Below are 17699 nucleotides of genomic sequence, written 5' to 3' on the forward strand. Positions count from 1 at the left end.
GCGTCCGGCCCTCGCGCGCGAGGCCTGCGTGTCCGCTTGTGCCTCGTTCCAGGCCGTGCGGTATTCCTCGATGAACGTGTCGAGGAGGGCAGGGTGAAGCAGGCGTTCCCGAAGACCCGCCAGGACACGCTCCTCGACGGCGTCGCGGCGGATGGTGGTTCGGTTAGTACAGATGGCCGGTCCCTTGTTGGCAACCGCCGAGCACCCGTAACGGGTCTTGTTGATGAGTGTGTAGCTTGCCGCGCAACATCCGCATTTGATCAGTCCCGAGAGCAGGTAGCTCGGGCGGCGTGCCAGCGGCCGGGGGCAACCCGGATTGCCGGGCGAAGGCGCGGGGCAGGTGGGGCTGGTCTGCGAAGCCGAACGCCGCGGCGACGCCCGCCACGGTGTCACCGAACGGCAGAGCGCGCCGCGCGAGCCGCAGGCGGTACTGCATGGCGTAGGCGTGCGGCGTCGCCCCCGTCTCGCGGCGGAAGCGACGAAGCGGAGGCGGCGGCGTCATCGCACGCACCGGCGGAGAGCACCCGGGCGAGTAGATCGGTCGGGGCCTCCTCGGCTTCACCGGCCTCTCCCGCGGCAATCGCCCGCATCACGGTTTGCGTGCTGCTGGCCGGGTCGACGGACCGGCATGCGCCGAAGCCGATCTCCCGCCGCGCCGCACCGGGGCCAGCAAGGCGGGCTACCAACGAAACGTCGACATAGACGATGTCCCGCCCCCGTCCCGCGCCCACGGGCGCGCCGTCAGGCATCTTCTCGGGGCTGACCGCGATCACGTCGCCGGGGCCCGCCTCGATCGCCCCGCAGCCCGACAAAGAGGCGTGTACGCCAGCGCGCATGAGGCAAGGCCGAACTCGTCGTGGGCATGGCGCGGGAACGTGCGGGCCGATACAAGCAAGATCTCCTCGACACCCGGAAAGCAGGGTGGAGCAAGGCTGCACGATGAGCGGGGAGGGTGGTCATCGGCCGATCCTGGCGGGTCGGGGCGACGAGCGGCAGCACCGGTGAACGTGTTATCCCGGTCAGTTGTCGTTCAGGGATGAAGCTGGGTGGGAGCAGACCGAAGCCCCACGCTAAGCTGCGCACCAAGGTCAGCTGGCTTGGATAGCGCCCTTTGCAAAGGTGACACTGCTGGCATCGGCAAGGAGCGCGAACGGCCCGGAGCAGAAACTGGACTGGGCAGGTGTCCAGGTGAAACTTTCTCGTTCCGTTCGAGGCCCGTTCTCCGGTTCAGTTGCGTCTCCGTCCGGGTGCCGCGGGCCTGGTCAGCTCCAGCGTGGTTCAGCGCCAGGTCTCGGTGCTGACATCTCTGGCGCGGGCAACGGTCCCTGCCTCATCGTACTCGATGAGCAGGACACGATGTTGGGAGAACATGACGTCCCGCATCACATACCATGTGTCGTCTTCGCCAAGGACTTCGTCCGGCTCGCCGAGGATCTCGTGGGCCTCGATACGAGACAGCCCGGTCACTCGTTCGACGACGCCAGGAACCATATCGCGGCGGGTGCGAAAGCTCGCGTCTGTCCCGCCGGCGCTGCGCCATGCCTCGGGATCGAATTCCTCTGCAACGCTCGGCCCTGTATCGAACATCACAATGGCAACCAGCACCGGCAGGAGCCGTTTCCACCCAAGGTATGGCATCGCGATCCCTTAGAGGTTTCTACGGCTCATCCATAGCTGATGTGAAAGGAGGACAGGAAGTCCGAATCTTACGAGGCCTGCCGGCACCCGACTTTCCGCAGATTCCTGCCTGTCAGCGCCAACCGGTTATCTGGTGTCCTGATCACCGGTCCCATACTGAGAGACCTGAATCTTGAGTTTGCCCGCCGTGGCGTTCCGTCCAATAGGTGCAGAGATGCGCAGAGCCGTCGCACTCATCTCGGTGGTCATGCTGGTGGCAGGGCCGACGCGCGCCGATACTGCCCGGGATCTGGCTGTACTGATCGACGCACCGATCGAAGACGTCCGCCAGGCGGTCGCGGCCATCGATAGATGCGCAGCCAGTCAGCCGGACACCCGGGCAAATGCGTTCCGCGGCCTGATCGACGAGGCCGCTGCCTTCGCGGCGGGCGAGACGCTGCTCGGCACCCGCGAACTCCTCACCGATTTCACGCGTCAGATCGTCAGCCAACTCGCCGTCGATAGTGGTTGCACGGCCCTTGTCGATCTGTGGGACAGCAGCGACCCCTGGGTGCGGACATTGCCCGAGGCGGGGATCGGTCTGTCGCGGGCCGACATCGACGCGACCGAACGGTTGGAAGCCCTGGGTCGCCCCCTGTGGGACAGTGTTCCCACCGCGGCGGCGCGGGACCGGCTCCTGGCCCTGTGGGACAGTTTCGACCCGGAGGACGATCAGGTGGTTCTCCTGTGGCTGACACGGCTCAACGCCTGGGCGCCCGCGGTCGAAGAGGCCTGGGAGGATCTGGATGCCGATGCGCGGATCCTTTCGACGCGCGTCGCCTTCGACACCTTGCTTCCGGACGCGGCAGACCTCGAGGTAATCCTTGGCCACGATGACCTCGGCAGCTGGATCGGCGGACGTTACTTCTTTTCGGGGCACGCGGATCTTGAGCGTTTCGAGGGCGTCACGTCGCTTGCTAAGGCGGGATACTTCGGTGGCAGCTACTACAGCACGCTGGCCGAGTCCTACCGCATGGCCATCGACACGATGACCTACATGGGCAACTCGATGGCCTCGATGGGGCTGCTGTTCGACATGATGGACATGAACGCCCAGTATTGAGGGCCTTCCGGTCAGACCGGCGTTATCTCGGCATGGGCAAGTCCGAATTCGGCCAGGACGTTCCGCGCGCGTTGCGACATGACAAGTCGTCCGTCGGGGGCTGTCCCGAAGTCGTCCGTCCCCTCGATGCCCGTCGGCCGAAACCAGACGAAAACCGGAAGAGCGACCTCGGATAAGTCCGGCGCGACGGAGATCTCGGCGTTATCGATGCGAGCGCCGGTCAGTCCCTCTGAAGCGATCGCATTCCAAGCTTCCTTGCGCAGCAGAAAGACCGGGAAACTCTCGATCAGCCCGTCGCCAAGCCAGCCCTCGACCCGGTAATGCACTTTGGACACCACGGGCGGATGGCTCGACCGATCAATGACCGTACCTTCGGCAAGCCCGCCCGCAACCTCGGGCTCCACATTGAAGAACTGCTGCTCGCTCATCGTCATCCGAACACCCTTCTCTGCGCCGCCAGGCCCGACGGCTCGTGCCACAGGCGAGCAACATGTCAGGTTATCACGCCGTCAGCGACACTGACCGTATCCGGAGTTAACAGGGGTCTGTAAACCCTCGTAGAAGACGGACTCTACTGGCAGCAGCGACATAGGCCTGCCTCCGGGACGGCATAGTATCGGTCGGAAACACTGTGAGGGAAACTTGGCCCGAAGCCGAGATTGCCTCGTCCGTCAGAAAGGTCTGTCTCACACCGGCCGCGAAACGCTCGCCAGTGCCCGAAGCTGCTCTTCGGGCAACACGGGGCGAATTGGCCGAGAGGAGCCCTTGGCGATCGCTTTCCGCTTCGCGATGTGGTCAGAGCGAAAGGCGATTGCTTGCGGAGAACTGGTTCATGACATTCCTTGGCTACATCGACCTCTATTGCGAGCGAACGGCGCCGGGGTTTTGGAATGAGCCAATCAATGCCTTGAGCAATGCTGCGTTCCTGATCGCGGCAGTGCTCGCTTGGCGTGCGCTTCAGGCGTCTGGCCGCCGCGGCCTTGCGGAGATCGCGTTGATTTTTCTGGCTGCGTCTATCGGCGTCGGATCATTCCTGTTTCATACCTTCGCCAACGGCAAAACTGAGTTGCTGGACGTGATTCCGATCTGGACGTTTGTCGCATTGTACATCACCATCGTGATTTTTCGAATGAGCAACGGAAACTATCTGAAGACGCTCAGGATATGTCTTATCGTAGCCGCCTGCGTGGGCGTAGGGTTCTGGACGACAGGTAGAGACATTGCCACGAACGACGCCGCGGGGCCCGAACGCCTCAATGGGTCCCTGCAATATCTTCCAGCCATTGTGGCGCTATGGGGGTTTGCCCTTGTTACACTTATCAGGCGTCATCCGGCCAGGGCGCTTGTGGTGACGGCAGCAGCCTGTTTCACGATTTCTCTGGGCTTTCGCACAGTCGATTTGATGGCGTGTCGCGCGACGGGTGTGGGCACGCACTTCATGTGGCATGTCTTGAACGGCGCAATGATATTGGCGCTGCTGCTGGCCCTTATTCGACATCTCCCGCGACCAGAAACACCCCACCGTGACGCGAAAGTCGGGTAGGTCTCGCGCGGCTGGCCTCTGATCTTCACGGGGTTTGAAAGCGCGGCGAACGGCAGCTTCGACGGGCCGCGCTGCAGCATCCTGATATGAGGCTGTGGGGCAGTTCTGGGCCGTTCGAGGTGACCCGGTAATCAGGGCAGAAACCGGAATTTCGCTGCAAGCGCGCGATCGAAGGTCTCGCCGCAAGGGGCGCAATCTTGAGGGTGAGGTGACGTCAGAGTGGCTCCGGAGGCCCTCCGTTCACCAGAGACGACCGAGCGGCCGACATACCCATTGCTCGGACCCGATAATCCTTGTGCATTTTCTGGTACTTGCCGGCTTCCAGAGCTTCGCGGACGCCTTTGTCACATCACTAGTCCAAACAGGATTTGACATACCGGTACAAATTATCACTACTGGTGGCGTCCGGAGGAGGAGGATTTCATGAAGCATCTACGTCTCTACGGAGCCGCTGCGGCATCCATTTTAGCCATCACAGGCGCGCAGGCTCAGGACTTTTCACAGGCTCCCGCCCTCACGGCGATGGTCGAGGCTGGGGACCTTCCACCCGTCGAGGATCGCCTGCCGGCGTCGCCGGAGGTCGTTGAACCGCTGGAGCGAGCGGGGACGTATGGCGGGGTCATCCGCTTCGGTCTGAGAGGCAGTTCGGATCACAATCACATCCTGCGTTTGATGGGGCCGCAGGGTCTGACCCGCTGGGACCCCGAGTACACCGAGGTCATTCCCAATCTCGCCGAAAGCTTCGAGGCCAACGAGGACGCGACCGAGTTTACCTTTCGCCTGCGCGAGGGGCTCAAATGGTCCGACGGTGAGCCCTTCGACGCAGACGACGTGATGTTCAACGTCGAGGATCTGCTTCTCAACGAAGAGTTCGGGCCGACGCCCGTGCGCTTCACGTCAGGCAATCAGCCGCTTTCGATCGAGAAGATCGACGATCTGACGGTGAAGATCACCTTCGCCGCGCCCTACGGGACCTTCCTGCAGGAGCTGGCCGGGCCGCTCGGGCAATATCCGACGCTCTATGCGAAGCATTACTGTCAGCAGTTCCACCCCACCTATGCCGACGACATCGACCAGAAGATCGACGATGCCGGCGCAGGGGACTGGCAGACGCTCTTTCTTCAGACGTGCGGCGACATCGAGATCCCGGCGCGCTGGGGCAACCCCGACCGGCCGACGATGGACCCGTGGATCGTGACCGAGCCCTATACCGGGGCCGCGACGCAGGTCCGGCTGGAGCGGAATCCCTACTTTTGGCAGGTTGATACGGAGGGCAACCAGCTTCCCTATATCGACGCGCTTTCGGGAAGCGTCTCGCAGGACGTGGAAAGCCTGCTCCTGTCCATCATCGGCGGCAATATCGACTGGGCCCTCCGACACATCGACACGACGCAGAACCGCCCCGTGCTCTACGAGAACATGGAATCGGGCGGCTATCGCATGATCGCGGCGGACCCGCGCGGGGGCACGCAGATGACCCTCGACCTCAACCTGATGCATCCCGATGAGGGCCTGCGCGAACTGTTCAACGAGCGCGATTTCCGCGTGGCACTGTCGCTGGGGATCGACCGTCAGGCGATCATCGATACAGTCTTCCTGGGCGTGGGTACGCCGTGGCAGATCGGCGATTTCGAAGGCTCTGCGTTCTATAACGAGCGGCTTTCCACGCAATACACCGAGCACGATCCCGAGGAAGCCAATCGACTGCTCGACGAGTTGGGGCTCGAGCGGGGAGATGACGGCATTCGCCGGATGGACGATGGCCGCCCGGTGCGTTTCCAGGTGGACGTGATCCCGACATATGCACCCGACCATGTCGACCAGCTCGGCCTTATCGAGCAGCAATGGGAAGAGATCGGCGTGGACATGGAGGTCAATCCGGTCGAGCGCACCTTCTTCTTCGAACGGGCCAACAACGCGAACCAGCACGACGCGGCCGTCTGGCCATCGACCGGACCGCTTCTGACAGGAACGCCCGACCAGATCATTCCGATCAGCGACGGGAGCCGGTGGGGTATCCCGTGGTTCAAGTGGTATTCCACCAGTGGCGTCGAGGGTGAAGAGCCCCCGGCCTCGGTGAAAAAGCGTCTCGAACTTTACGACGAGGCCCGCGCCACGACCGATCCCGAGGTCCGCGCGGAACTTCTACAGCAGATCAACGAGATCGCGGCGGACGAGTTCGAGATCATCGGGATTGCGCAGGCGATGGTCAGCTACGGGATCGCCAATGAGGATCTGGTGAACGTTCCGGACACAATGCCCAACGACTGGATCTATCCCACGCCGGCGCCGACCCTGCTTCAGACTTGGTTCTATGACGACCGGAATTGAGATCTAGGCCACCTCGGTCGCGGGGCGTCCATGCGGACGCCCCGTACCTCCAATTCAGGATCGGATTCCCCCATGCTCCTCAGCTTCATCTTGCGCAGAATGCTCTGGGCCGTGCCGTTTCTATTCGCGGCCTCGCTCGTTACGTTCGCGCTGATCACATTGCCGCCGGGTGATTACATCACCACCTACGCCCAAACCCTGTCGCAGTCAGGGGATGCGGTGGATCAGGGCCGACTTGATGCACTGCGCGAACGCTATGCGCTCGATAAGCCCTTCCTCGTGCAGTATTTTGCGTGGATCGGCGGCATCCTTCAGGGAGATTTCGGTATCTCGTTTGAATGGCAACAGCCCGTGTCGACGCTGATCTGGGATCGTCTCGGTCTCTCTTTTGCCCTGGAGTTCTCGACGCTGTTCTTCTCCTGGGCCATCGCGCTGCCTATCGGCATCTATTCCGCCGTCCGCAAATATTCAGTCGGTGATTATGCGGCGTCGGTCATCGGATTCCTGGGGCTCGCGATCCCGAATTTTTTGTTCGCGCTCGTGCTGATGTATATCGCCGTTGTCCATTTCGGTAAGAACGTCTCGGGACTTTTCTCCCCCGAATACGTGGGAGCGCCGTGGTCATGGGCCAAGTTCGGCGATCTGCTCCAGCATCTGTGGATCCCCGTCATCATCCTCGGCACCAGCGTGACCGCCGGCCTGATCCGCATCATGCGTGCGAACCTGCTGGACGAGCTGCACAAGCCGTACGTCGTCACGGCACGCGCCAAGGGCATGTCCGAGTGGAGCCTGATCCTGAAATACCCCGTGCGGCTTGCGCTCAATCCGTTCGTGTCGACCATTGGTTGGGCCTTTCCGCAGCTCATCTCGGGTGCGGTCATCACGGCCTTCGTGCTATCTCTGCCGACCGCCGGACCGCTGATGCTTCAGGCCCTTCTGGCGCAGGACATGTACCTTGCCGGCGCCTTCATTCTTCTTCTGTGCTGTTTCTCGATCGTGGGCATGATGGTTTCGGACATCCTGCTGGCGCTCGTGGACCCGCGCATCCGGTTCAGGTGATCCGATGACAACCATTCCCGATCCCCGTATCGAAGAGATCGCCACGGACGCCGAGGCCTCGCAATGGCGACTGACGTGGCGCGCGTTCAAGCGACACCGTCTGGCTTTGGTAAGCCTCTGGATCATCGTCGCTATTTACCTGATCGCGCTGTTCGCGGAGGTCGTGGCGCCCTACGATCCGCACGCGACGAGCTCGACCGCGGTTTACCACCCGCCGCAAGCCGTCCACTTCATAGACCGCTCGGACGACGGCTTTGCGATCCGGCCCTGGGTCCAGAAGATGACCCTCGTTCGCGATCCGATGACCCTGAGCGCGACCTACGAGCCTGCCGAGGGTGAGAAGGTCTATCTGTCGATCTTCGGGAAGGGTGACGAGTACTCCCTTTGGGGTCTCTTCGACGGCGACCGTCACCTCGTTACCGGCGCCGATCCGGACGAGCGGTTTTACCTTTTCGGGACGGACAGGCTGGGGCGGGACATGCTCAGCCGGACGATTTACGGGGCGCGCATCTCGATGTCCGTCGGTCTACTCGGCGTCACGTTCAGCCTTATCATCGGGACCATCCTCGGCGGGTTCTCGGGCTATTACGGCGGACGGATCGACATGGTGGTACAGCGCCTCGTCGAACTCATCCTCGCCTTGCCGACGATCCCGATCTGGCTGGGCCTCAGCGCGGCGCTACCGCAGGACTGGTCGCCGCTGTCCCGCTATTTCGCCATTACCGTCATCCTCTCGCTCGTCGGGTGGACTGAGCTCGCGCGGGTCGTCAGGGGACGGTTTCTCGCGCTCCGGACCGAAGAATTCGTCACCGCCGCGCGGCTTGATGGAGGCAGTCAGTGGCGGGTCATCTTCCGGCACATGATGCCGTCGATGGCCAGCCACATCATCGCCTCGGTCACGCTGGCGATCCCGGCAATGATCGTCGCGGAGACGGCGCTCTCCTTCATTGGCCTTGGCCTGACGCCGCCGATCATCTCCTGGGGTGTCTTGCTGAAGGAGGCCCAGAACATCCGCTCGATCGCGCAGGCGCCCTGGCTGTTCATCCCTGGCGGGGCGGTCTGCGTGGCCATCCTCGCCTTGAACTTCCTCGGCGACGGTCTGCGCGACGCGGCCGATCCATATTCCAACGCGGAGCGTTGACCTATGACGAATACCGACACCCGTCCGCCGATCCTTCAGGTCGAAAACCTGACGGTGGAGTTTCCCACTCAACATGGGCTCTTTGAAGCCGTCTCCGACGTCAATCTCTCGCTGCACAAGGGGCGCACGCTTTGCGTCGTGGGCGAAAGCGGGTCCGGAAAAAGCGTCACCGCCCGTTCGATCCTGCAGATCGTCGACCGGCCGGGCCGGATCAAGGACGGGAAGATCATGCTCCGCCAGCATGTCCGCGGGCGCGATGAGCTGGTGGACATGGCCCGGCTGGATCCGAAGTCGAAGGAGATAAGGGCGATCCGCGGTCGCGACATCGCGATGATCTTTCAGGAGCCCATGAGCTCCCTGTCTCCCGTTCACCGCATCGGAGATCAGGTGGGAGAAGCCATTCGCCTGCACGAGAAGCTTTCGAAGAAGGACGCGCGGGACCGCGCTGTCGAGCTTCTGCGCCAGGTCGAGATCCCGAAGCCCGAGCAGGCGGTGGATCGCTATCCCTTCGAGTTCTCGGGCGGGATGCGGCAGCGGGCGATGATCGCCATGGCACTGTCCTGCGATCCCGCCGTGCTGATTGCAGACGAACCCACCACCGCGCTCGACGTCACGATCCAGGCGGAGATCCTCGCGCTCATCCGCTCGATTCAGGAGCGGAGCGAAATGGCGGTGATGTTCATCACTCATGACATGGGGGTCGTGGCTCAGATTGCCGACGAGATCGCCGTCATGCGCTTCGGCAAGGTGGTGGAGACCGGCGGCGTCCGGGAGCTTTTCGAGAAGCCGCAACATCCTTACACGCAAGGACTTCTCGATTCCGTGCGCCAGCTCGACCAGCCTTCGGCGCGGCGGCTCGACATGCGCGCAGCGAAACCTGTCGGTGCCCCGATCCTCAATGCGAAGGCCGTGCGCAAGGAGTTCTACATTCCGAAGGGCATCTTCGGGCGGAGCCATGATACGCTGGTTGCGGTGAACGACGCCGACCTCAATCTGCGCTCCGGTGAGAACCTCGGCATCGTCGGGGAAAGCGGATCGGGCAAGACGACCCTCGGCCGATGCCTGCAACGCGTCCTGACCGTCACGACAGGACAGATCGACTACACCTCCGCCGGCGGCGAAACGATCGATCTCGCGCCCTTGTCCGACGCGGATCTGAAAGAGCCGTGGCGACAGATTCGAACGGTCTTCCAGGATCCCTTCGCATCACTGAACCCGCGGATGACCGTGCAGCAGATCATCGCCGAGCCGCTCGTCACCAGGGCCGAGTTGTCCAGGCAGGAAATCCGCGATCGGGTGCGAGAGCTTCTCGAGGTGGTCGGACTGCCACCCTCGGCCGCCGGTCGCTACCCGCACGCGTTTTCCGGTGGACAGCGTCAGCGGATCTCGATCGCCCGAGCCATCGCGCCGAACCCCCGCGTCATCATTGCGGACGAGGCGACCTCGGCCCTGGATGTCAGCCTGCGCACGCAGATACTCGATCTGATGCTGGACCTGCAGGAGCGGCTTGACCTCAGTTTCATCCTCATCAGCCACGATATCGCGGTGATCCGATACTTCTGCGACCGGATTGCGGTCATGTATCGGGGGACCATCGTCGAGACCGGCGAGACAGAGGACGTCTGCACCAATCCGCAGCACGATTACACCCGCGCTTTGCTTTCTGCCGTCCCGGTCGCCGATCCTGCGCGCCGCGGCAGCACCGAGCGTCTGCGTTACCACGAACCGGCTTGAAGGCGAAGCACACGTGAAGATTACCAAGATCACCACCCATCTGATGCAGGTCGGGCCGCGTCCCAAGCCCACTCCCGGAGCAGAGGCCCCCACGAAGGAGAGCTTTCGCGGCTCACGCAACTGGCTCTTCGTCAAGGTCCACACGGATGAGGGGCTCTACGGTGTCGGCGAATGCTCTGGCTGGCCGCGCGCCATCGCGGCTGCGCTGCTCGATCTCGAACAGGTCATCGTCGGGCAGGACCCGGCCCATATCGACCGGCTCTGGGCCAAGATGCACACCGCAATCATGGGGCACGGACTGACCGGAACGGTGGGCAGCGGGGCCATGACCGGGATCGAGATGGCCCTTTGGGACATCAAGGGCAAGGCGCTGGGGCAGCCTGTCTGGAACCTGCTCGGCGGACGTTTCCGCGATCGCATCCCGGTTTACGGGCACGCACGGACAACCGAGGCGGCCGATCGGCTGATGCAGCGCGGCTACCGGGCGCTCAAGGTGGGCGTCATCACCCTCGAGGATGTCGATCTCGTGTTGCGGCTGCGCGAGCATGTCGGCCAGGATGTCGACGTGATGATCGACGCCCACGGCCCGCCGTGGTGGACGGCGGCCGACGCGATTGCGCTCGGCCGCGCCCTGGAGCCGGCGAACCTGCTTTTCTTCGAGGACCCGGTCGCGCCTGAAAACCTCGACGCCCTTGCCCGGGTGCGCGACGCGGTCGACATCCCTCTCGCGGCGGGGGAACGTGTCAGCACGATCTGGGGCATTCGCCCTTACATCGAGCGCGGACTTGTCGACGTGATCCAGCCCGATACCGGACGCGCAGGTGGTATCACACAGATGCGCAAAATGGCTGCCATGGCCGAGGCTCATTACATCACGATGGCGCCGCATTCCGGCTCACTCGGGCCCGTCGCGGAGTACGCTGCCCTGCACGTCATGGCGACGATCCCGAACGCGCTGATGCTCGAAAGGGTGGAGTTCGACTGGGAGGGGCGGGGCGATGTCATCACCCCGGCGCCGGTCGTGGAAGACGGTCATATCAGGGTGCCCGATACGCCCGGTCTCGGGGTCGACATCGTCGAGGACGAGATCGCCCGGTATCCCGCTTCATTGAACGTCATCCTCGATCCCGGCGAGAAGCATTACCAACCGGGTACGGCAGACGGGTATCCCTATTTCCAGACCCGGTACCGTCGGTCCCGCCTGCTGTCGCCTGCACCCGACAAGAACGCGGAGTAGTGGAGCGATCCGCATGATTTCCGATCTCGAGGTGTTCTCACACACTCCATCCCGGGTCGGCGAAAGCCCCGTCTGGGATGCCGACAGGATGCGCCTCTTGTGGGCCGATATCCCGACCGGACAGATCCGTGCCAAGGGCGTCGACGGCGGGGAAGAGACGGTCTGGCAACTGCCCGAACCTGTCGGCTCCTTCGGCCTGACCAGCGACGGGCGCCTCGTCGTCGGCCTCGCCTCCGGTGTCGCACTCTTCGATACCGCAACCGGTCGTCTCGACCGCCTCGCCGAGCCTGAACCCGAACAGGCCGAGCATCTCCCATCGAACCGTCTCAATGACGGTAAGGTGGGCCCCGACGGTGCATTCTGGATCGGTAGCATGCACAAGGTCGGATCAGGTGGTGCGGCGCTCTGGCGAGTGACGGCCGATGGACGGGCGGAGAAGAAGGTGTCCGGCCTCACCACGTCGAACGGTCTCGCCTTCAGCGCTGATGGCCGTACCATGTTCCACGCGGATTCGGGTCAGTGCTGGCTCGACCGCTGGGAGTTCGACCCCGCGACCGGGCACATCGGAAAACGGACAAGGATTGCCGAGCCCGATGACAGTGTCGGCCGGTCCGACGGAGCCGCGGCGGACGTCAACGGTAGATACTGGAGCGCCGGCGTCAGGGCGGGTCGCCTCAATCTCTTCGAGGCGGACGGCAAACTCGTCGGAAGTGCCGACGTGCCGGTGCGGCGCCCGACCATGCCATGTTTCGGCGGGCACGACATGAAGACGCTGTTCTTCACCAGCATCCGTCGCCCCGGTGACGCCGGTCCCGACTGCGGCAAGGTCTTTCGCTGCCGTACGGACGTCGCCGGCGTGCCCGTTTCCCGGTTTCGCGTTTAAGAGCCGCAATCGCCGCTTCGCGATCCGTGGGCTCTCGAAGGGTCAGCTGCCGGCAAGCTCGCGGCCCAGCAAATCCGACGCCTGCATCACCGCATCTCCCACCGCGGACAGCCGCGCGTTCGTGAGGCGCAATGACAGACCGGACACCGAGACGGCGCCTGTTGCTTCACCATTCGATGCGCTGACGACAGCTGCTATGCAGCGCAGCCCGGGGGCATGCTCCTCATCGTCCAGCGCCCATCCGCGGGCCCGAATTTCCGTCAGATCCCTCAGCAGCCCGGCCAGATCTCGGTGACTTTTCGAGGTCATCGGTGGCAAGCCGTGCCGATCGACATGGGCGCGAACCGCGTCCTCGGGCCAGGTGGCCAGGATGGCCTTGCCCATGCCGGAGGCGGAGGCTGGGACACCGGCCCCACCCGGAGCGGCAATGGCCCGCATTATCTCGCGACTCTCCACCTGGCCGATTGTCACGAGGCGTCCGTCCTGAAGGAGACCGACATTCGCCGTCTCGCGTGTCCGGTCGCGCAGGCGTCGCAGGTGGGGCAGCGCAGATCCGGCAAGCGCGTGCCGGCGATCGAAGGCGAGACCGGTCGAGAACGCCTCATGCCCGACATGCCACAGACGCGTGGTGCCGTCGAACAGCGCAAATCCTTCGCTTTCGAGAGTGGTCAGCAGGCGGTGGGTCGTCGAAACCGGCAGCCGGCTGGTCCGCGCCAGGTCGGACACGCTCGCACCCTCGCGGGTGCGTCCAAGCAGGCGCAGCAGGGTGAGCGCGCGCGCGACCGACTGAACGCTGCCTTCCGCCATGGAGACCACCACCTTTCCACATGATGGAAAGCACCGAATGAATCCATGCGCAAGCGGGGCCTTCATGCAACCTGCATCCCAAGCTGAAGGAGGATCCCGCATGACCCGCGTCGAACGCCATGGCCTCGATGTCGCCGCACCGCTTGCAACACTGATCGAGGAAGAGCTGCTGACGGGAGTGACGCCCGATGCCTTCTGGTCCGGCTACGCCGCGCTGTTGCAGGATCTGGCGCCCGAGAACCGCCGGCTGCTGCAAGTGCGTGAGGACCTCCAGGCGAAAATCGACGCCTGGCATGCCGAAACTGGTCCGAGCTTCGACGCGGCAACCTATCGCGCTTTCCTGTCCGAGATCGGCTATCTCGACCCCGAGCCTGGCCCCTTCGCGATCACCACCGGACCCGTCGATCCTGAAATCGCCGCCGTCGCCGGCCCGCAGCTCGTCGTGCCGGTGACCAATGCCCGCTTTGCTCTCAACGCGGCGAACGCGCGCTGGGGCAGCCTCTACGACGCATACTACGGGACCGACGCTGTCGCGGGGCAACCGGCTGGAAAGGGATACGATGCGGCGCGCGGGGCGGACGTGATCGCGCTGGCGAAGGCGCATCTGGATATCGCCCTGCCGCTCGTCGATGCCACCTGGGCGGAGGTCTGCGCACTGGAGGTCGAGGGCGGAGCACTGCGGCTGAAGACGGCAGATGACAACGTCCGGCTGTCCGATCCGGCGCAGTTTGCCGGCTACCTGCGAGAGGCGGACGGTCCGCTCAGGCTGCTGTTTCGCAGCAACGGGCTGCTGATCGAAGTCCTCGTGGACCCGGCGACGGAGGTGGGACAGAATGATCCCGCCGGCATCTCGGATGTGCGGCTGGAATCGGCGCTCACCGCGATCATGGATTGCGAAGACAGCGTTGCAACGGTCGATGCCGAGGACAAGTGCGTCGCTTACCGCAACTGGCTCGGTCTGATGCGGGGCGATCTGGAAGAGACCTTCGAGAAAGGCGGTGAGACCGTCACACGCCGGATGAACCCGGACGTGAGCTATCTGACGCCCGAGGGCGACGAGATCGTGGTGAAGGGCCGTGCGCTGATGCTGGTGCGCAACGTGGGCCACCTGATGACGACGGACGCGGTTCTCCTGGACGGGGAAGAGACGCCGGAAGGAATGCTCGACGCCGTCGTCACCGTCGCCTGCGCGATGCATGACATCGCCAGGAACCAGGGCCCCCGCAACTCCTCCACCGGTAGCGTCTACGTGGTGAAGCCCAAGATGCACGGGCCGCAGGAGGTCGCGTTTGCAGACACGCTTTATGCGCGTGTCGAGGACTTGCTCGGCCTCCCGCGCAACACGGTGAAGCTGGGTCTCATGGACGAGGAGCGTCGCACCTCGGCCAACCTCCTTGCTTGCATGGAAAAAGTGAAGGACCGACTGGTCTTCATCAACACGGGCTTCCTGGACAGGACCGGCGACGAGATCCATACGTCGATGCAGGCCGGGCCCGTCATTCCGAAAGGCGAAATGAAGGACAGCGCCTGGCTGAAGGCCTATGAGGACGGCAACGTCGATGCCGGACTCGCGGCCGGACTTCCGGGGCACGGGCAGATCGGCAAGGGCATGTGGGCCAAGCCCGACGAGATGGCGGAGATGCTGCAGGCCAAGATAGGCCACCCCCGCTCCGGCGCGACAACGGCCTGGGTGCCATCACCCACGGCGGCCACGCTTCACGCTACGCACTATCACATGGTCGACGTGTTTGCGGGGCACCAGGATCTGAAGGCGCGCGAGGTTGCGTCGAAGTCCGCTCTGCTCGACCCTCCGCTCCTGAAGGGCCGCAACCTTGACCCGGCCGAGGTGCGTCGGGCGCTGGAAGAGTGTTCGCAGTCGATCCTGGGCTACGTCGTTCGGTGGGTTGATCAGGGAGTCGGCTGTTCGAAGGTGCCGGACATCACCGACACCGCGCTGATGGAGGATCGGGCGACCCTGCGCATCTCCTCCCAACTTCTGGCGAACTGGTTGATGCACGGGCTGGTAACACGGGACGAGGTCGAGGACGCGCTGCGACGGATGGCCGTGAAGGTCGATGCGCAAAACGAAGGCGACACGTCGTACCGCCCGATGGCGCCGGGTTACGATGGCCCCGCCTTTCGTGCGGCCCGGGCGCTGGTTCTGGAAGGGGCGCAGCAGCCGTCCGGCTATACCGAGCCGCTGCTCCATAAATACCGACGCGAAGTGAAGGAGACCGCGTAATGCTGACGATCAAGAGACTGGATGCCGGCGAGGCGCGGGTCCTCATCGAGGGCGCCGCCGCCAAGGCACGCGAGATCGGCGTGCCGATGTGCATCGCGATCACCGACGAGGGCGGTAACCTGGTAGCGTTCGAGCGTATGGACGGGGGCAAGGTCACCTCGATCACCATCGCCATCGACAAGAGCTATACCGCCAGCGCGGCGAAAAAGGCGACGCACGAATATGGTGAGATCAGCCAGCCCGGAACGCCGGCCTGGGGCATCTCCAGCGCCATCGGCGGGCGCCTGATGGTGGTCGGCGGTGGCCTTCCCGTCGTCGTTGATGGGGAGGTCGTTGGCGGAATTGGCGTCTCCTCGGGCACCCCGGCTCAGGACCGGGAGGTGGCGCAGGCCGGACTGGACGCGCTCGCAACCTGAGGTCGACATCGGCTCGAAAGGGGATCGAGCATTTCGCGATCGCCCGGTCTCGATAAAAAAAAGGCCGGGCGAGGCGCGGTTCCCGAAGTACAAGCGATATGCGCAACAGGAGATAGCGATGCAGATGCCACCGCCGAGTGCTGGAATCCTCTCCCGCAAATCCGCCGTCGTTGCTCGCCTGCGGGACGTACTGGGCGATCGCGGCGTGATCGAAAGGCCGGCGGAACTGCTGGCCTATGAATGCGACGCGCTCTCGGCTTATCGCTGCACACCGCTCGCCGTCGTGTTGCCGTCATCGACGGACGAGGTCGCGGCGGCCCTGCGCGTCTGCAGCGAAGAGCGCGTGCCGGTCGTGCCGCGCGGTGCGGGGACATCGTTGACCGGCGGCTCCATGCCAACGGCCGACGCGGTGATTCTGGGCGTGTCGCGGCTGACACAGGTGCTCGAGATCTCGACGGGCGACCGGCTCGTGCGGGTCCAGACCGGGCGAACCAATCTGTCCGTCACGGGGGCGGTGGAGGCGCACGGGTTCTTCTATGCGCCTGACCCCTCCAGCCAACTGGCCTGCGCCATCTCCGGCAACATCGCGATGAACTCGGGCGGCGCGCATTGCCTGAAATACGGGGTGACGACCAACAACCTGCTGGGTGTGCGGATGGTGCTGATGGATGGGACCATTCTCGATCTGGATGCGACGGCGGAGACCGGGGCACTGGACCTGCTGTCCGTTGTCTGCGGGTCGGAAGGGCAACTCGGGATTGTGACAGAGGCGACCCTGCGCATTCTGCCAAAGCCCGAGGGGGCGCGGCCGGTGCTGATCGGCTTCGACAGCGCCGAAGTGGCCGGGGCCTGCGTCGCCGGGATCATCAAGGCCGGTGTGCTGCCCGTCGCGATCGAATTCATGGACGCTCCCTGCATCCGAGCCTGTGAAGCGCATGCCAAGGCGGGCTATCCCGACTGCGCCGCGCTGCTGATCGTCGAGGTCGAGGGTGCTCCGGCGGAGATCGACCACCAGATCGGACTGATCCGCGACATCGCGGCCAGCCACGATCCGGTGGAGTTCCGGGAGGCCGGCAACGCCGATGAGGCCGCACGCATCTGGCTCGGGCGCAAGTCCGCCTTCGGTGCGATGGGCCAGCTCGGCGATTACATCTGCCTCGACGGAACGATTCCCGTGACAGAGCTGCCGCGCGTGCTGAACCGGATTGGCGAGCTGACCGAGGAATACGGTCTCGGCTGTGCCAATGTCTTTCATGCCGGCGATGGCAACATGCATCCCCTGATACTCTATGACGCCAACGCGCCCGGCGATCTCGAGAAGGCCGAGGCAATGGGGGCGGAGATCCTGCGCCACTGCGTCGAAGTCGGCGGCTGTCTGACCGGCGAGCATGGCGTCGGTGTCGAAAAGCGCGACCTGATGGAGGCTCAGTTCAACCCTGCCGATCTGGAGGCGCAGATGCAGGTGAAGGATGTCTTCGACCCGAACTGGCTGCTGAACCCGGCCAAGGTCTTTCCGCTGGAGCTGTCAGAGGCACGGCGCGGGCAGGGGGCCGAGGTGGCGTGAGA

At 64.1% G+C, this 17699-nt stretch carries 17 protein-coding genes; 11 read left to right on the forward strand and 6 right to left on the reverse strand.

Going from position 1 to position 17699, the window contains the following annotated elements; genetic code table 11:
- The 4 genes from RM543_RS10575 to RM543_RS10585 all read right to left on the reverse strand — a co-directional run.
- The coding region (locus RM543_RS10575; protein WP_432280465.1) for a recombinase zinc ribbon domain-containing protein at positions 1-276 on the reverse strand (276 nt) is incomplete at its 3' end.
- Complete coding sequence (locus RM543_RS18955) at positions 164-502, reverse strand: helix-turn-helix domain-containing protein (protein ID WP_432280453.1); 339 nt, start codon at positions 500-502, stop codon at positions 164-166. The genes RM543_RS10575 and RM543_RS18955, both read right to left, overlap by 113 nt.
- Positions 390-836 (reverse strand): hypothetical protein, encoded by a 447-nt coding sequence (locus tag RM543_RS10580; protein WP_311691396.1) that lies wholly within the window; start codon positions 834-836, stop codon positions 390-392. Before RM543_RS10580 ends, RM543_RS18955 begins: the two co-directional genes overlap by 113 nt.
- A gap of 442 nt (positions 837-1278) precedes the next feature.
- Complete coding sequence (locus RM543_RS10585) at positions 1279-1638, reverse strand: hypothetical protein (protein WP_311691398.1); 360 nt, start codon at positions 1636-1638, stop codon at positions 1279-1281.
- Positions 1639-1852: 214 nt separating this feature from the next.
- On the opposite strand from RM543_RS10585, the gene RM543_RS10590 reads away from it, so the two are divergent.
- On the forward strand, positions 1853-2740 hold the full coding sequence (locus tag RM543_RS10590) for a hypothetical protein (protein ID WP_311691400.1): 888 nt from the start codon (positions 1853-1855) through the stop codon (positions 2738-2740).
- Positions 2741-2751: 11 nt separating this feature from the next.
- Here the strand turns inward: RM543_RS10590 and RM543_RS10595 are convergent, their stop codons facing one another.
- Positions 2752-3174, reverse strand: coding sequence for a hypothetical protein (locus tag RM543_RS10595; RefSeq protein WP_311691402.1), 423 nt, complete (start codon positions 3172-3174; stop codon positions 2752-2754).
- Positions 3175-3572: 398 nt separating this feature from the next.
- Here RM543_RS10595 and RM543_RS10600 point away from each other — a divergent pair, with 398 nt between their 5' ends.
- From RM543_RS10600 to RM543_RS10630, 7 genes are all read left to right on the forward strand, one after another.
- Positions 3573-4283 (forward strand): ceramidase domain-containing protein, encoded by a 711-nt coding sequence (locus RM543_RS10600; RefSeq protein WP_311691404.1) that lies wholly within the window; start codon positions 3573-3575, stop codon positions 4281-4283.
- 423 nt (positions 4284-4706) lie between these two features.
- On the forward strand, positions 4707-6614 hold the full coding sequence (locus tag RM543_RS10605) for an ABC transporter substrate-binding protein (RefSeq protein WP_311691406.1): 1908 nt from the start codon (positions 4707-4709) through the stop codon (positions 6612-6614).
- A 72-nt stretch (positions 6615-6686) separates the two neighbouring features.
- Positions 6687-7673: an ABC transporter permease gene (locus RM543_RS10610; protein ID WP_311691408.1), complete on the forward strand. Its 987-nt coding sequence runs from the start codon at positions 6687-6689 to the stop codon at positions 7671-7673.
- A 4-nt stretch (positions 7674-7677) separates the two neighbouring features.
- On the forward strand, positions 7678-8814 hold the full coding sequence (locus tag RM543_RS10615) for an ABC transporter permease (protein WP_311691410.1): 1137 nt from the start codon (positions 7678-7680) through the stop codon (positions 8812-8814).
- Positions 8815-8817: 3 nt separating this feature from the next.
- The gene (locus RM543_RS10620) at positions 8818-10548 is read left to right on the forward strand and encodes an ABC transporter ATP-binding protein (protein WP_311691412.1); all 1731 of its coding nucleotides are present in this window, start codon (positions 8818-8820) and stop codon (positions 10546-10548) included.
- A gap of 13 nt (positions 10549-10561) precedes the next feature.
- The gene (locus RM543_RS10625; RefSeq protein ID WP_311691414.1) at positions 10562-11785 is read left to right on the forward strand and encodes a mandelate racemase/muconate lactonizing enzyme family protein; all 1224 of its coding nucleotides are present in this window, start codon (positions 10562-10564) and stop codon (positions 11783-11785) included.
- A gap of 13 nt (positions 11786-11798) precedes the next feature.
- A complete protein-coding gene (locus RM543_RS10630) occupies positions 11799-12668 on the forward strand; it encodes an SMP-30/gluconolactonase/LRE family protein (RefSeq protein WP_311691416.1) in 870 nt (289 codons plus the stop codon).
- Between the two features lie 42 nt (positions 12669-12710).
- On the opposite strand, the gene RM543_RS10635 is transcribed toward RM543_RS10630, so the two are convergent.
- Positions 12711-13475 carry an IclR family transcriptional regulator gene (locus tag RM543_RS10635; protein ID WP_311691418.1) on the reverse strand — a complete coding sequence of 255 codons (765 nt, stop codon included), beginning with the start codon at positions 13473-13475 and terminating at the stop codon, positions 12711-12713.
- A gap of 100 nt (positions 13476-13575) precedes the next feature.
- On the opposite strand from RM543_RS10635, the gene RM543_RS10640 reads away from it, so the two are divergent.
- From RM543_RS10640 to RM543_RS10650, 3 genes are all read left to right on the forward strand, one after another.
- On the forward strand, positions 13576-15717 hold the full coding sequence (locus tag RM543_RS10640) for a malate synthase G (RefSeq protein WP_311691420.1): 2142 nt from the start codon (positions 13576-13578) through the stop codon (positions 15715-15717).
- Positions 15717-16133 (forward strand): GlcG/HbpS family heme-binding protein, encoded by a 417-nt coding sequence (locus RM543_RS10645; protein WP_311691422.1) that lies wholly within the window; start codon positions 15717-15719, stop codon positions 16131-16133. The genes RM543_RS10640 and RM543_RS10645 overlap by 1 nt, the downstream gene beginning before the upstream one ends.
- A 118-nt stretch (positions 16134-16251) precedes the next feature.
- Positions 16252-17697 (forward strand): FAD-linked oxidase C-terminal domain-containing protein, encoded by a 1446-nt coding sequence (locus tag RM543_RS10650; protein ID WP_311691424.1) that lies wholly within the window; start codon positions 16252-16254, stop codon positions 17695-17697.
- Positions 17698-17699 lie beyond the last annotated feature (2 nt).

Origin of the sequence: Tropicimonas omnivorans (assembly GCF_031846565.1) — a bacterium.
GTDB classification, from domain to species: Bacteria; Pseudomonadota; Alphaproteobacteria; order Rhodobacterales; family Rhodobacteraceae; genus Tropicimonas_B; species Tropicimonas_B omnivorans.